The sequence below is a fragment of the Streptomyces fructofermentans genome (genome assembly GCF_014651055.1).
Taxonomy (GTDB): domain Bacteria; phylum Actinomycetota; class Actinomycetes; order Streptomycetales; family Streptomycetaceae; genus Streptomyces; species Streptomyces fructofermentans.
Map to the genome: position 1 here is coordinate 1 of NZ_BMWD01000059.1, position 13,499 is coordinate 13,499.

Consider the following 13,499-nt stretch of genomic DNA (forward strand, 5'->3'; position numbering starts at 1 on the left):
GGGCCGCAGCTGCCCACCGGGCGGGCCGTGCGACCTGCGCCCCCCGAAGAGTGGCCGGTCACCGGAAGGCCGACTCGACGAGAGCCCTCTGCTCGAGGGCGTGGCGACGGGCCGAACCGACCGCCGGCGCGGGCGCCGCCTCCCGGCTCACGCACTCGACGAGGCGGCCGGCCGCCCGGTGCAGTCGCGGCGCGAGGAAGGTCCACGCGCCCTGGTTCTCCGCTTCCTCCTGCACCCACCGCACGTCCGCGGACGCCGGGAACCGGGCGAGTTCCGCTGCGAGGTCCTCCTCGGCGAAGGGGTAGAGGCGCTCCACCCGGACGATGGCCGTACCGGTCGAGCCCGACTCGCGCCGACGGGTGTCCAGCTCGTGGGAGACCTTGCCGGAGCACACCAGCACACGGGTGACCCGTTCGGGGTCCACCGTGCGGTCCGGCAGGAGGGGACGGAACCCGCCCCCGGTGAACTCGTCCAGCGACGAGGTGGCCGCCTTGGAGCGGAGCATCGACTTCGGGGTGAGGACCACGAGCGGTCGCGTGCCACCCAGCGCCTGCTGCCTGAGCAGGTGGAAGTAGTTGCCCGGCAGGGAGGGCATGGCCACGGTCATGTTGTCCTGGGCGCACAACTGCAGGAAGCGCTCGATCCTGGCCGACGAGTGGTCCGGACCCTGGCCCTCCAGGCCGTGCGGCAGGAGCAGCGTGACCGCGGAACGCCGACCCCACTTCTGCTCGGACGAGGCGATGTACTCGTCGACGACCGTCTGCGCGCCGTTGGCGAAGTCCCCGAACTGGGCCTCCCACAGCACGAGGGCTTCGGGGCGGGCCAGCGCGTAGCCGTACTCGAAGGCCAGCGCGGCCTGCTCCGACAGGGATGAGTCGAACGGTGTGAAGTGCGCGGCATCCGGTCCGAGCGAGCCCAGCGGCATGTGCTCGGTGCCGGTCCGCCGGTCGGTCAGTACGGCGTGGCGCTGGCCGAAGGTGCCGCGCCGCGAGTCCTGCCCGGCCAGCCGCACGGGGACGCCCTCCAGCAGGAGCGAACCGATCGCGAGCGTCTCGGCGGTGGCCCAGTCCACGGTGCCCTGGTCGAGTGCTGCGGTACGCCGGTGGAGCTGCGGCAGGACCCGGGGGTGCTCGGTGAAGCCGCGCGGGAAGTCGGTCTGTGACGCGATGACCCGCCTGGCGGTCGCCTCGTCGATCGCGGTCACGGCCGGGAGGGCCGAGCGTGGAGCGGCCGTTCGCACCGGGCCTGCTCCGCGGGGTCCGGGGCCGGAGCCCTCGGAGCCGGCGGCGCGGGTCTCACGGACGGAACCTGAGGCGGCCAGTGCCCGGGTCTCGGCCAAGGCCCTGTCCAACTGCTCCCGGTAGTCGCGGCGAGCGTCCTCCACGTGCTGCTGGCTGATGTCCCCGTGGCCGATCAGGGCCTCGGCGTACGCCGTGCGCACCGAGGCCATGGCGTCGATGCGGTCGTACATCAGGGGCTGCGTGATGGAGGGATCGTCGACCTCGCTGTGCCCGTGGCGCCGGTAGCAGACCAGCTCGACCACCACGTCCTTGTGGAACGTCCGGCGGTAGTCGAAGGCGAGCCGTGCGACCCGGTCGACCTCCTCCGGGTCGTCGCCGTTGACGTGCAGGATCGGGGCGTCCACCATCCGCGCCACATCGGTGGCGTAGGTGCTCGAACGGCCGCTGGCGGGCAGCGTGGTGAAGCCGACCTGGTTGTTGATCACCACGTGCACGGTGCCGCCCGTGCGGTAGCCGGGAAGCCGGGACATGTTGAGGGTCTCGGCGACCACGCCCTGGCCCGCGAACGCCGCGTCGCCGTGGACGACGACCGGCAGCACGCGGGTGGGTCCGCTGCCGTCGGCGGTGTCCTGCTTGGCCCGTACGACTCCCTGGACCACCGGTCCCACGATCTCCAGGTGCGACGGGTTCGCCACGACCGAGACGCCGATGGCGCCGCCCAGCGGGGAGTGGTAGGTGCCCTCCGCGCCGAGGTGGTACTTGACGTCCCCCGAGCCGTGTACGGAGCCGATGCCCGAGGAGTCCTCGAACTCGCCGAAGATCTGGGCGTTGGACTTGCCGACGATGTTGGCCAGGACGTTCAGCCGGCCGCGGTGCGCCATGCCGATCACGGCCTCGCCCATGCCGTCCTCGATGGCGCCGAGCAGCAGGGCGTCGAGCAGCACGATGGCGGACTCACCGCCTTCGAGCGAATACCGCTTGTGGCCCACGTACTTGGTGTGCAGGAAGGTCTCGAAGGCCTCTGCGGCACCCAACCGGTCCAGGATCCGCAGCTGTTGAGCGCGGACCAAGTGTCGTCGCGGGCTCTCGACGTGCTGCTGGATCCAGTGCCGTTCCCGGGAGGAGCTGATGTGCATGTACTCGAATCCCGCGCTGCGGCAGTAGAACTCCCGCAAGGCGCCCACGACTTCGTCGAGCGTCATCGTGGCGCGGCCGCCGAATCCGTCCACGACGAAGTCCTCGGTCCGGTCGTCGTCCTGGAGTCCGAACGCGGTGATGTCCAACTCCGCGTCGACGGCGGCCGGGCGCGGCCCGATCGGGTCCGTGTCGGCCATGAGGTGGCCGCGCACCCGATAGGCGTGGATGAGCGCCGCGACCCGGACGGCCTTGAGCGCCGCCTCGTCGACGTCGGCGGGGGCCTGATCGGCGGCGGGATGTCCAGGTCCGCCGGACCGGGTGCCGGGAACGGCCGGAACGAGAGCCTGGGCCGCGCTCGCGAAGAAGTCGCGCCACGTCGCGTCGACCGAGCCGGGGTCGAGCAGGTAGCGCTGCCGCTGCTCGTCCACGACCCATTCGTTGGGTCCGAAGTCCAGCCCGTGGATCACCGTTCGGAGGGTGTCTGATCGCGAGGTCATGGCGTGGAACGCCTTCTTCCCTGTTCGAGGCCGTGCGGTTCCGGTGCGCCTTCACGGTCGTCGGTCCTGCGCGTCTCCTGCCGGGCATCCGGCGGTGGCTGTACGGACCGACCTGTGTGACCACACCGCACCAGCGACGGTAGGACGCGTAGAGGCCGTAGGCGACCGGTCACCTGGACACGTGAGCCTCACATCAGGACATCGGGCACCTGAGCGCCTGCGGGACGGTGTCGCATCGGCGAGCCGACGGGGTCGTGTCGACCGTGCCACCCCTGGGCGACGGCTGTGCGGGCGGCTCGTACGGCACGGCTGCCGGCCCGCGAGGCTCCTTCCCGCGCGCATGTAATTGTCTTGTCAAGTATATTGGTGGGCGGGAAAGCGGCGCCGGCCGGTTGGACCGCGCCCCGACGAAGGCAGCGCCGCGCCCCCGGCGTCTGCGGACCACCACGACTGGAGCATTCACATCATGGGAATGACCGCCACCGACCTCGCCTCGGGACTCTTCGAGGTGCTCGAAACGGGCGACCCCGCACTGGCCGCTGAAGTGGTGCACCCGGAATTCCGGAACCGCGAGGCCGCCGTGTCGCCCGCCGCGTGCAGGATCGAGGGCCCGGCGGGCGTGCTCGCGTCCGGCGCGTGGATGCGGTCCGCCTTCGAGGCGCTGCGCTTCCCCTTCGTGGAGACCATCCACAACGACGACCAGGTCTGGGTGCGCCTGCGCATGCAGGGACGCCACACCGGAGCCTTCGTCCTCTTCAAGGACGGCGCCGTGGACCAGGTCGTACCGCCCACGGGCCGGGAGATCGACTTCGAGCAGATCCACGTGCTCGGCCTGCGGGACGGCAGGATCGTCCGGCACGAGGCGGTCCGTGACGACATCGCGATGCTCGGCCAGCTCGGTGTCTTCCCGCCCACACCCGCCGCCGGAATGCGGATGCTCGCCTGGCGGGCCACCGGACGGTCCGCTCGGGCTGCCGCGGAGGTCACGGCGAAGGCGGACGGGGCGGCTCGCTCCGGCACGGCCGCCGGTACGTCCACTGCGTGAGCCGCACCTTCACCACCCGCGGAGCGGGGCCCGTGCGAACCGGTACGGCGCAGCGCCGGACGCGTAGCACGCGGGCCTTTGAAGCCGAGCATCTGGATTGACGGGCCCGGGCGGCGCGCGCGGCGGCGAGACCGGGTTCAACGCGGCGCGATGCGCTCCAACGCCTCGGCGGCCGCGGCGATGTCGCAGCCGTCCATGCGTGAGAAGACATGGCGCCGCACACTCGCGAGGTTCGTCGGCCAGGCCTGCTTCAACTGCGTCCAGCCGGCGCTGGTGAGGCGGGCCAGCCATGCCCGTCCGTCGTCCGGCGCCTTCTCCCGTACGACCAGTGACTGTGATTCCAGGCGGTTCACCACTCGGGTCATGCCGCTCAGCGACAGACCGCACAGCTTGGCGAGTTCACTCATCCGCATCTGGTTGTCGGGGACCTCGGAGAGGTGCACCAGGACCATGTACTCGGTACCGGAGATCGGCTGGTCCTCGAGCATGTCCGCGTCGACGAGGCGCGGCAGAAGCGTCATGACCCTCCCCAGCGCGCGCAGGAAGGCCTCCTCGTCACGATCGAGAGGCTCGATATTCGTCGCATCCGCCATGGTCACAGTCTAGGCGGCCCGCTCGGGGCTCAGACTCGGGAGTCCGCGGTCATCGGGGCCGTGGAGCGGCGCAGTTGCGCGGACGGTCTGTTCGCCTGCGCAGTCACAGCGGGGCGCCCTGCGGCCCGTCGCACGGGGTCGGCCCGCCGTCCCGGCCGCCGAGCCCGTGGACCGTCGACCACCGGAGAGCCCGGCGACGACTCTGCGGACCGTTCCGGGTGGAGGCGAGTACGCCCGGAGACACCTCGGCGACGGGTGTCCCGGGCATCCGCCCGCGATCAGCGGCCCGCGCTCTGACCACCGTCGACGTGCAGGATCTCGCCCGTGACGAAGGGCGCGCTCTCCAGGTACAGCACCGCGCCCACGACGTCCTGGATCTCGCCCGCGCGGCCCATCGGGTGCATCGCTCCCAGGGTGTCGTCGTCCTCCGCGTGCATGGGCGTCCTGATGACCCCCAGGGACACCGCGTTGCTGCGGATGCCCCGGTCCGCGTACTCGATGGCCAGGGCCTTGGTCGCGGACTGGAGGCCGCCCTTGGTCAGCGACGTCAGCACCGAGGGCACGTCCGAACTCGCCTGGTCGACCAGGGTGGTGGTGATCTGGACGACATGCCCGCCGCCCTGGTGCAGCATCCGCTCGACGGCAAGCTGGGAGATGCGGAAGAAGCCGGCCAGGTTCACGCCGGTGACGTCCTCGTAGTCGGCGCGCGTGTACTCGTGGAAGGGCTTGGACACGAAGATGCCGGCGTTGTTGACCAGGGCGTCGATGCGGCCGAAGCGCTCGATCGCGGCGCCGGCAACGCGCTCGGCCGTGGCGAAGTCGGCGATGTCGCCCCGCACGGTCAGCACGTCCGGGTCGTCGGAGGGCGCGATGCGGCGGGAGGTGGCCACGACCGCGTAGCCGAGCCCGCGGTAGCCGTCGACCAGCCCGGCGCCGATGCCCTGTGACGCGCCGGTGATGACGACCACCTTCTGGTCGGGTGTGCTCATGGTGACTCTCCGGAGGAGGTTGTTGTTCGGCTGCCCGCTGAACATGACGCAGCGTGGAACGAATGTTATGAAACACAATGAATTGTCATGGAACGCGGATGAGGTGCCGCGCCGGTGCGTTCCGAGGAGCCGCCTGCCGGCCGTCCGGCCCGCCGGGTCGGCCGGACCGGGCCTCTCGACCGGCCGGATTCGCGTGCTCAGGCCCCGATGTCGAGTACGACGCGGAAGCGGGCCCGGCCCGAGAGCATGTGTTCGTAGGCGTCCATGGCCCGGGCGAAGGGCATCACCTCGACGACGGGGCGGATGTCGTGGGCGAGGGTGAACGCGAGGTTGTCCTCGTTCTCGATCGACGAACCGGTCAGACTGCCCGCGATCGACCGGGTCCCGAAGATGAGGTCGGACGTGGCGACGCTCAACGGGTCCGGCGCGGCTCCGACCACGACGAGCCTGCCGTTCGGGGCGAGTCCGCGGACCAGGGCGTTCATCGAGGCGCCGCTGGACGATGTGGCGACGATGACGGACGCGCCGCCCAGGGCGTTGAGCGCGGCTCCGGGGTCGGTCGTACCGCTGTCGATGTACTCGTGGGCTCCGAGCTGCCGTGCGTACGCCTCCTTCTCGGTGCCGCGCGCGACGGCGGCGACCCGGTACCCCAGGCTGCGCGCGTACTGCAGGGCGAGGTGGCCCAGGCCGCCGATGGCCTGCACGGCGACCAGGGCACCGGCCCTCGTCGGGCCCTGCTGGAGGGCGATGAACGTGGTCAGCCCGGCGCACAGCAGTGGCGCGGCGTCGATTGCCGACAGGCCCTGGGGGATCCGCACCAGACCGCTGACCCGGGCGTGGACGACCTCGGCGTACCCGCCGTCGACCGTGGTCCCCGTCTGCTCCTGGTTGCGGCAGTTCACGAAGTCACCGCGGCGGCACGGCTCGCACTCCCAGCACTGGCCGTGGAGGAAGCCGACGCCGGCACGGTCGCCGGGTGCCCATCCCGTGACACCGGCGCCCACGGCGTCGATGACGCCGACGATCTCGTGTCCCGGCACGATCGGACTCGCCGGGTCGGCCCGCAGCCCCTCGATGGCGAGGACGTCGGTGTGGCAGACCCCGCAGGCCTCGACGCGCAGGCGCACATGGCCCGGTGCGGGGTCGACCAGCTCGCGTTCGACCAGTTGGAGGTTGTGGACACCGGTGGCCTCGAAGGCTCGGTAGGTGGACATTCCTGCTCCTCGGTGGGTGCGCGTAGGGGGCTGCCTGTGGGCCGGGCGTCATCGCGGGCACTGAGGTGTCGCGGTGCGTCGCGTGGCCACGCGGCATCCGATGTCGGCGCCGGGTCCGGGCAGAGAGAGCCGGCCGGTCAACAAAAATGACCGGTCGTCTATCATGCAGGCTAACCCATGGTGCGATCGGTCGTCGGTGCGCCACTCCGTGCGGGTACGGCAGTTGCCGCATTCGGCGGTATGGGAAGGAAGGCGTGACGCGGGGGAGGGCGAGCCCCACCTCCAGCGCCACGGCGTGTGCCGGACGGCAGGGGCCGGCCGACGGGTCAACCGGCCGCATCGCGACGGGTGGACGCGCGGGCTCCGCCCAGCCCGGTCCATGGCGCGCCGGGGCATTGCGCCACCCGGCTGATCCCACCTCGCGTGAGCGCGCCGGGCGCGACCCGGGCCGCCCACGGTCAAGGATTCTCGGATGCGCGACGGTCCGGGCCGTCGTCCGCAGCACCGATCCGAGGAGGAAGCGGCATGAAGGACTACCTGGTCGAGATGACCACCACCGTGCCCGAAGGGACCGACCCCGCGGAGGTCGACAGACGACGCGCCGCCGAATCCGTACGTGCCAAGGAACTCGCCGCCCAGCAGCGTCTGTTCCGGCTGTGGCGTCCGGTCGGGGAGCGCCGCAGCATCGGGGTCTGGCGCGCCGAGGACGAGACGGAGCTGCGGGAGGAGGTCCTCGGGAGTCTGCCCCTGTGGCCCTGGATGACCGCGGTGATCACCCCTCTGGAGTCGCACCCCAACGACCCGGGCCGCACGGCCTGAACCGGGTGGCGCCGCGGCGGCCCGTCGGCGGACGGCTGCGACAGGCGCCCCGAGCACACCTGCGAATCGAGGAGCTACGGATGGACAGCATGGAAGACCGTCGATCGATCCTGCGCGGCGTGATGGACCGGTGGAAGGCCGCCGTCGACGGCCACCTGCCCGAGCAGGCCGCCGCGTGCTTCACGGAGGACGCGATCTTCCAGGGCCTGCACCCCTACACCGTCGGGCGTCCGGGGGTCGCCGAGTACTACGAATCCCAACCCCTCGGCCTCGTCGCGGAGTACGAGGTGCTGGAGATCCGCGTACTCGCCGAGGACGCGCTCCTCGGCTACCTCCACGTCGACTTCTCGTTCACGGACCGGCCGACCATTCGTGTGGCACTCGGCGTCGTGCTCAGGCGTATCGACGGCGAGTGGTACATCGGGCACTACCAGGTCGCCCGGCGCGAGTGACATCGTCAAGGGAGTCGGCGACCACGAGGTGAGCCGCCACGTCATCGAGGACGTGGCGGCTCACCTCGTGGTCCGGCGGCGCGTCGAGCGGTCGGGTCCGCGGCACGCGAACCCGGGGCCCGGCAGCTGTCCGCGTCACGAACCGCTCCCAGCAGTGCCGCGCTCAGCCGGAAGGCCGGCGCATCCGCGGTGCCGCGCTCGGCCGACGACGGGTGCGTCCGCGTCCGTGGGGCCGAATCGGCGGAGCGGGTCGGGGCGACCGACGGAGTCAGGCAGGACTCCGTCAGGCCTTGACCGGAACCTGCGACTTGCTCACGCCCAGGAGCGCGAGGCAGCTCGGCCAGAGCCGGTTCAGCCGCGAGGGGTTGTTGTACAGCTTGGCGAAGAGCACCTGGCCCTCCAGCTGGGCCACCATCGACTGTGCGGCGTCGTGCGTGTCGGCGACGGTGACCTCGCCGCGCTCACGGGCCGCGATGATCACCACTTCGACCAACTCGACCTGGGCCTCGAAGATCTCCTGCAGGCGCCCGCGTACCGCGTCGGCCTGGTTGCTCATCTCCAGGGAGAGGTTTCCCAGCATGCAGCCGACGACGGTCCCGCAGTTGTCCTGGGCGGCACGCTGTGTCGCCTCCGTCGCCTCGAAGAGCTGCCGCAGCCGTTCCAGGGGATCGGCGTCGCTGCGCAGAATGCGCTCCCAGCCGCGCTGCTCGGTGGCCCAGTGCTCGTCGATCACGGCGAGCGCCAGGGTCTCCTTCGAGTCGAAGAAGTAGTAGAAGCTCCCCTTGGGCACGCCTGCCGCCTTGCAGATCTCGGCGACGCCCAGGGCGGAGTAGCCGCGCTGCTCGAAGAGCGTGTGCGCAGCGGAAAGGATTTTGTTCTTCGCGTCGCTCGTGCGTCCCATACCAGAAGTATACGACCGATCGACTACTCTGCGGCGGTTGCGTTGGTCACAACCCTTGCCGTGCGGGTGCGGGTGCGGGTGCGGACCGGGGCGGCCGTGGTCCGGCCGCCCCGGTACCGAGGCCCCGTGCCCGCACCCGGGGCGGCCGTCCTGAGCGATGGCACCGGGCGCGGCACGGTGATGCCTCGTGGCCCTGGGAACCGCTCGGCTCCGGGAACCGCTCGGATCCGGAGGGGCGCGGGTGCCTGCCGGTTCCGCCGGTGACGCCCGTCAGGAGCCGCCCTCAGCGCCCCGGCAGCCGAGTGGTGATCTCCTGCAGCGCCCACCCGTTGCCGTCCGGATCGGTGAACGTGGCGAAAGAGCCGTAGCTGGCGCGGTCCGGATGCGGGCCGCCGACCCTGCCCTCGTCGGTTCCACGGTGGAACACTCCACTCGAGTCGTGGAAGATCTCGCCGATGTCGATGCCGCGGTCGACGAGCTCCGCACGGGACGCGACGATGTCCGAGACGATCAGGTGCAGGCCCTGCGCCGAGCCCGGGGCGGCCGTCGTGACCCCGGTACCGATGAGGATCGAGCACGGCGATCCCGGCGGCGTCAGATGGACCACGCGGTAGTCGTCGTCGGCCGAGTAGTCGACGTCCAGGCGGAAGCCCGCCTTCTCGTAGAAGGCCTTGGCCCGGTCGACATCGGAGACGGGGAGCACCAGAACTTCGAGCCTGAGATCCATCTTCGCTTCTTTCGCGGATAGGAGGAGCGCGCTGGGCGCGTCACTTGCTGCAGTGGGGTCGCGGCCGGTCGTGAAGTCGCGCGCTGAGTCGGCGCTGGGTCGACGGCATGACTGTGCCGTCCGGCGCGCATCGGCCGGGCCGGACGGATCGTTCCTGCCAGGAGGCCAGGTCCCCGAGGTTAGGTCCCCGACCCGGAATTGACGGTCACGTCACGCCCGATTGGGCCGAATGCCGGATCACTCGGCATGGAAGGCGTGGTGGCGCGCCCGCGGGGCGGCCTGCCCGTCGGCCAGGTCCCGCCGCCGGCGGCCTCGGCAGGGGCGAGCGAGCCGAACGCGCGTCAGGACGGCGGTCTACGAGCTGCTGTGTCAGTGAGCCGCCGCGTCGACGGGAGCGGGGGACGCGTCGGCCCGTGCGTCGGCTACGATCCGGCCGCGTTCCGTCGACGGAAAGCGGTCGAGCATGGCGCGCAGTTCCGCGGCCGCGACGTTCGCTCCGAACGGTTCCGTACCGGGTTGGAGGCGTACTCCCTCGGCGAGCGGGCCGACGGCGACGGGGTCGAAACCGAAGGCGTCGACGAGCCCTGCCACCGTCGCCAGGTCCTCCGGACCGTCGCCGGCGAACGCGATCGCCTTGCGGCCGCTCGATCCGGCGGGCCGGGTCTCGTCCTCCAGGTCGTGGTAGCCCATGTGGTTGAAGGCCTTCACCACGCGGGAGCCGGGCAGGAACGACTGGACGATCTCGCTCGTGGAGACGCGTGGGTCGGTGAGGTCGTCGCGCACGCCGTCCACCTCCCACCAGTAGTTCATCGCGTCGATGACCAGCTTGCCCTTGAGCGCGTCGGCGGGGACGGAGCGATGCTTGCCCAGGGGAAGGGCCAGGATCACCACGTCGGCCCGGGCCGCGGCCTCGGACGCCGTGACCGCGACTGCTCCGGGCGTGAGGACCTCGACCGTGAGCGCGATGGCGTCGGCCGAGCCCGAACCCGCGATCAGCACGCGGTGGCCCGCCGCGAGGGCGAGTCGTGCCAGTGCGGTCCCCACCTTTCCGGCACCCAGGATGCCGATCGTGCGGACGTCGTCGTTGTTCATCGGTTCTCCCTGCTGTTCGTGTGTGCGGCGTGCCCTGCTACTGCCGCCGATGCCGTCCGCATGCCGGTCACCCGGCGACCAGGTCGCGGACCATGGGGATCACCTTCGTGCCGTACAGCTCCACGGAGCGCATACGGGCGCTGACCGACTGCGTCCCGGCGGTGTAGATGAGGTCGAAGCGGCCGACGCCGAGTTCGTCCACGGCGCGGGCGATCTTCCGTGCCACGGTCTCCGGCGAGCCGATGTACAGGGAGCCGTGCTCGATCTCGGCCTCGTACTCCTTGCGTCGGATCGGCGGCCAGCCGCGCAGCGCTCCGATGCGGTCGCGGATGACCTTGTAGCCCGGCCAGTGCGCCTCGCGCGCCTCCTCGTCGGTGTCCGCGACGAAGCCCGGCGAGTGCATTCCCACGGGATGCGCGGTGGTGCCGAACTGGGCCGCCGCGCGCCGGTAGAGATCGATGTGGCCGGCGAACCGTTCGGGGGTTCCGCCGATGACGGCGAGCATGAGGGGCAGGCCGTAGTGCGCGGTGCGTACGACCGACTGCGGGGAGCCTCCGACGCCGACCCACGTGGTCAGGTGTCCGGACTCGGTGGGCGGGAAGACCTCGATGCCGTCCAGCGAGGGCCGCATGCTGCCCTTCCACGTGACGGGCTTCTCGTCCAGCAGGCGCACGAAGAGGTCGATCTTCTCCTCGAACAGCTTGTCGTAGTCGGCGAGGTCGTATCCGAACAAGGGGAACGACTCCGTGAACGAGCCGCGGCCGAGGATGACCTCGGCGCGGCCGCCCGAGAGCGCGTCCACCGTCGCGAAGCGCTGGAAGACCCGGACGGGGTCGTCGGAGCTGAGGACGGTCACGCCGGAGGAGAGGCGGATGCGCTCGGTTCGCGTGGCGATGCCCGCGAGGACGGTCTCCGGGGTGGAGATCGAGTACTCGGGGCGGTGGTGCTCGCCGAGCGCGACGACGTCGACTCCGATTCCGTCCGCGAGGACGGCCTCGTCGACCACCTGCCGGATGGCCCTCGCGTGCGACACCGGTGCGCCCGAGTCGTCCACGGGGACGTCGCCGAACGTGTCGAGGCCGAAGTCGAGTTCAGACATGGCTGGGCTCCTTGGTGAGCAGTTCCCTCACACGCGGGGCCACTTCGCTGCCCAGCAGGTCGATCGTGCGGGCGCGTGCCTCGCGCGGGAGGTGGAGGATGTCGTACTTGAGATCGAAGCGGCTGAGTCGGAGGTCGCGTGCCGACTTCGCGATCTTGCGTGCCACGGTCTCCGGGGAGCCGACGTAGAGGGCTCCGTGGTCGACCTCGGCCTCGTAGCGTTCGCGGGTCGGCGCGTAGAAGCCGCGTTCCTCGGCGAGTGCGGCCACGACCGGTTCCCAGTACCGCCACCAGGTCTCGACCGCTTCCTCGTCGGTGTCGGCGATGAGTCCCAGGGAGTGCTGGCCGATCGGTTGCGGGGCGTGACCGGATTCCTGGAGCGCCCTGTGGAAGAGCGCGACGTGGCCCGCGAAGCGCTCGGGGCGTCCTCCGATGGTGGCCAGCATCATGGGGAGTCCGTGGCGGGCGGCCCGCAGCACGGAGTGGGGGCTGCCGCCCACCCCGATCCAGGTGGGTATGCCGCCCGGGCGCATCCTGGGGTGCGGCCGGTGCTCGGCGAGGGGTGCCCGGAACGCTCCGGACCAGGTCACCGACTCCTCGCGCTGGAGGCGCAGGAAGAGTTCGAGCTTCTCGTCGAAGAGTTGCTCGTAGTCGGCGAGGTCGTATCCGAACAGCGGGAACGACTCGGTCGCCGAAGCGCGCCCCAGTACGAGTTGTGCGCGGCCGTTGGACACGGCGTCCAGCGTCGAGAAGTCGTGGAAGAGGCGCACCGGGTCGTTGGTGCTCAGGACGGTCACCGAGGTGCCGAGCCGGATGCGCTCCGTGGTGGCGGCCATGGCGGAGAGCAGTACGGGTGTCGATGTGTCGACGTGGTCGGGGCGGTAGTGCTCGCCGATGCTGAAGACGTCGAGTCCGGCGGCTTCGGCGCGACCCGCCTCCTCGACGAGCAGTCGGACCGTCTCGGCGTCGTCCAGGGTCCGACCGCCGTCGGTCGCGACTTCGCCGAAGGAATTGAGGCCGAATTCAAAAGTCGAGGCTGACATGATCTGCACCTCCGCGAAGCCTCGGGAGGAAGGCTCCCGAAGTATCTTTGATTGACACGTCAAGTATCACAAATTATAGTTGACGTGTCAATTAGGAGGTCAGTGATGAGTCAGCGACGCAGGGTGTATCCCAGCGCGGAGGAGTTGCGCGTCTGGCGGGAGTTCATCGAGACGGCCGAGGCCCTCCGTGCTGAGCTGGCGGGGCGCTTGCAGGAGGACTTCGCGCTCTCGCCCGGCGACTACTCGGTGCTGCTCGCGCTGAGCGAGGCCGAGGGCAACCGCTTGCGCTCGTCCGTACTGGCCGCGGCCATCGGATGGGAGCGCAGTCGCCTGTCGCATCACCTCGGACGCATGGAGCGCCGCGGTCTGATCCGGCGTGTCGAATGCGCGGCGGACAGCAGGGGCGCGGAAGCGGTGCTCACGGAGGAGGGTGCCGGAGCCTTCAGGGCGGCCTCGCTGCCGCACTTGAGGGAGATCCGTGAACTGTTCGTCGACCCCCTGACCCCGGAGCAGATCGCGGCCGTCGGCGAGGTCGCCACGACGCTGCGGGCCGGGCTGGAGCGGCGCCGCGGCCGCCCCTGACCCGAGCGTCGTCGTCCGCGCCCGCCGGGGTGGTTCCCTCCCGGCGGGCCCGGATGCGTGGCATGGGGG

13 protein-coding genes are annotated in these 13,499 nt (G+C 70.9%); 4 read left to right on the forward strand and 9 right to left on the reverse strand.

Annotated features, from left to right (window positions below; genetic code table 11):
* Positions 1-58: 58 nt before the first annotated feature.
* Positions 59-2,875 (reverse strand): multifunctional oxoglutarate decarboxylase/oxoglutarate dehydrogenase thiamine pyrophosphate-binding subunit/dihydrolipoyllysine-residue succinyltransferase subunit, encoded by a 2,817-nt coding sequence (locus IE265_RS37645; protein WP_190040302.1) that lies wholly within the window; start codon positions 2,873-2,875, stop codon positions 59-61.
* A 466-nt stretch (positions 2,876-3,341) separates the two neighbouring features.
* Here IE265_RS37645 and IE265_RS37650 point away from each other — a divergent pair, with 466 nt between their 5' ends.
* On the forward strand, positions 3,342-3,920 hold the full coding sequence (locus tag IE265_RS37650; protein ID WP_190040303.1) for an ester cyclase: 579 nt from the start codon (positions 3,342-3,344) through the stop codon (positions 3,918-3,920).
* A 137-nt stretch (positions 3,921-4,057) separates the two neighbouring features.
* On the opposite strand, the gene IE265_RS37655 is transcribed toward IE265_RS37650, so the two are convergent.
* The 3 genes from IE265_RS37655 to IE265_RS37665 all read right to left on the reverse strand — a co-directional run bounded on the left by IE265_RS37655 (position 4,058) and on the right by IE265_RS37665 (position 6,716).
* The gene (locus IE265_RS37655; protein WP_190040304.1) at positions 4,058-4,513 is read right to left on the reverse strand and encodes a MarR family winged helix-turn-helix transcriptional regulator; all 456 of its coding nucleotides are present in this window, start codon (positions 4,511-4,513) and stop codon (positions 4,058-4,060) included.
* 278 nt (positions 4,514-4,791) lie between these two features.
* On the reverse strand, positions 4,792-5,502 hold the full coding sequence (locus tag IE265_RS37660; protein WP_190040305.1) for an SDR family NAD(P)-dependent oxidoreductase: 711 nt from the start codon (positions 5,500-5,502) through the stop codon (positions 4,792-4,794).
* 197 nt (positions 5,503-5,699) lie between these two features.
* Positions 5,700-6,716: a zinc-binding dehydrogenase gene (locus tag IE265_RS37665; RefSeq protein WP_190040306.1), complete on the reverse strand. Its 1,017-nt coding sequence runs from the start codon at positions 6,714-6,716 to the stop codon at positions 5,700-5,702.
* Positions 6,717-7,241: 525 nt separating this feature from the next.
* Here IE265_RS37665 and IE265_RS37670 point away from each other — a divergent pair.
* Positions 7,242-7,535, forward strand: a complete 294-nt coding sequence (locus IE265_RS37670; RefSeq protein WP_190040307.1) for a muconolactone Delta-isomerase family protein — start codon at positions 7,242-7,244, stop codon at positions 7,533-7,535.
* An 80-nt stretch (positions 7,536-7,615) separates the two neighbouring features.
* Entirely contained in the window at positions 7,616-7,987 is a 372-nt protein-coding gene (locus IE265_RS37675; RefSeq protein ID WP_190040308.1) for a nuclear transport factor 2 family protein, read from the forward strand.
* Positions 7,988-8,270: 283 nt separating this feature from the next.
* Here IE265_RS37675 and IE265_RS37680 read toward each other — a convergent pair whose 3' ends face one another.
* From IE265_RS37680 to IE265_RS37700, 5 genes are all read right to left on the reverse strand, one after another.
* On the reverse strand, positions 8,271-8,888 hold the full coding sequence (locus IE265_RS37680; protein WP_190040309.1) for a TetR/AcrR family transcriptional regulator: 618 nt from the start codon (positions 8,886-8,888) through the stop codon (positions 8,271-8,273).
* A gap of 283 nt (positions 8,889-9,171) precedes the next feature.
* Positions 9,172-9,615 (reverse strand): VOC family protein, encoded by a 444-nt coding sequence (locus IE265_RS37685; RefSeq protein WP_190040310.1) that lies wholly within the window; start codon positions 9,613-9,615, stop codon positions 9,172-9,174.
* Between the two features lie 369 nt (positions 9,616-9,984).
* Positions 9,985-10,758, reverse strand: coding sequence for an NADPH-dependent F420 reductase (locus tag IE265_RS37690; RefSeq protein ID WP_268255923.1), 774 nt, complete (start codon positions 10,756-10,758; stop codon positions 9,985-9,987).
* 16 nt (positions 10,759-10,774) lie between these two features.
* On the reverse strand, positions 10,775-11,806 hold the full coding sequence (locus IE265_RS37695) for an LLM class flavin-dependent oxidoreductase (RefSeq protein ID WP_190040312.1): 1,032 nt from the start codon (positions 11,804-11,806) through the stop codon (positions 10,775-10,777).
* The gene (locus IE265_RS37700; RefSeq protein WP_190040313.1) at positions 11,799-12,848 is read right to left on the reverse strand and encodes an LLM class flavin-dependent oxidoreductase; all 1,050 of its coding nucleotides are present in this window, start codon (positions 12,846-12,848) and stop codon (positions 11,799-11,801) included. The genes IE265_RS37695 and IE265_RS37700 overlap by 8 nt, the downstream gene beginning before the upstream one ends.
* A gap of 105 nt (positions 12,849-12,953) precedes the next feature.
* Between IE265_RS37700 and IE265_RS37705 the strand changes: the two genes are divergently transcribed.
* Positions 12,954-13,430, forward strand: coding sequence for a MarR family winged helix-turn-helix transcriptional regulator (locus IE265_RS37705; RefSeq protein WP_190040314.1), 477 nt, complete (start codon positions 12,954-12,956; stop codon positions 13,428-13,430).
* The last annotated feature ends 69 nt before the right edge of the window (positions 13,431-13,499 follow it).

Excerpts from the sequence above, each read along its gene's own strand:
- IE265_RS37645 (WP_190040302.1), bottom strand. The coding sequence starts at position 2,875 with ATGACCTCGCGATCAGACACCCTCCGAACGGTGATCCACGGGCTGGAC.
- IE265_RS37650 (WP_190040303.1), top strand. The coding sequence starts at position 3,342 with ATGGGAATGACCGCCACCGACCTCGCCTCGGGACTCTTCGAGGTGCTC.
- IE265_RS37655 (WP_190040304.1), bottom strand. The coding sequence starts at position 4,513 with ATGGCGGATGCGACGAATATCGAGCCTCTCGATCGTGACGAGGAGGCC.
- IE265_RS37660 (WP_190040305.1), bottom strand. The coding sequence starts at position 5,502 with ATGAGCACACCCGACCAGAAGGTGGTCGTCATCACCGGCGCGTCACAG.
- IE265_RS37665 (WP_190040306.1), bottom strand. The coding sequence starts at position 6,716 with ATGTCCACCTACCGAGCCTTCGAGGCCACCGGTGTCCACAACCTCCAA.
- IE265_RS37670 (WP_190040307.1), top strand. The coding sequence starts at position 7,242 with ATGAAGGACTACCTGGTCGAGATGACCACCACCGTGCCCGAAGGGACC.
- IE265_RS37675 (WP_190040308.1), top strand. The coding sequence starts at position 7,616 with ATGGACAGCATGGAAGACCGTCGATCGATCCTGCGCGGCGTGATGGAC.
- IE265_RS37680 (WP_190040309.1), bottom strand. The coding sequence starts at position 8,888 with ATGGGACGCACGAGCGACGCGAAGAACAAAATCCTTTCCGCTGCGCAC.
- IE265_RS37685 (WP_190040310.1), bottom strand. The coding sequence starts at position 9,615 with ATGGATCTCAGGCTCGAAGTTCTGGTGCTCCCCGTCTCCGATGTCGAC.
- IE265_RS37695 (WP_190040312.1), bottom strand. The coding sequence starts at position 11,806 with ATGTCTGAACTCGACTTCGGCCTCGACACGTTCGGCGACGTCCCCGTG.
- IE265_RS37700 (WP_190040313.1), bottom strand. The coding sequence starts at position 12,848 with ATGTCAGCCTCGACTTTTGAATTCGGCCTCAATTCCTTCGGCGAAGTC.
- IE265_RS37705 (WP_190040314.1), top strand. The coding sequence starts at position 12,954 with ATGAGTCAGCGACGCAGGGTGTATCCCAGCGCGGAGGAGTTGCGCGTC.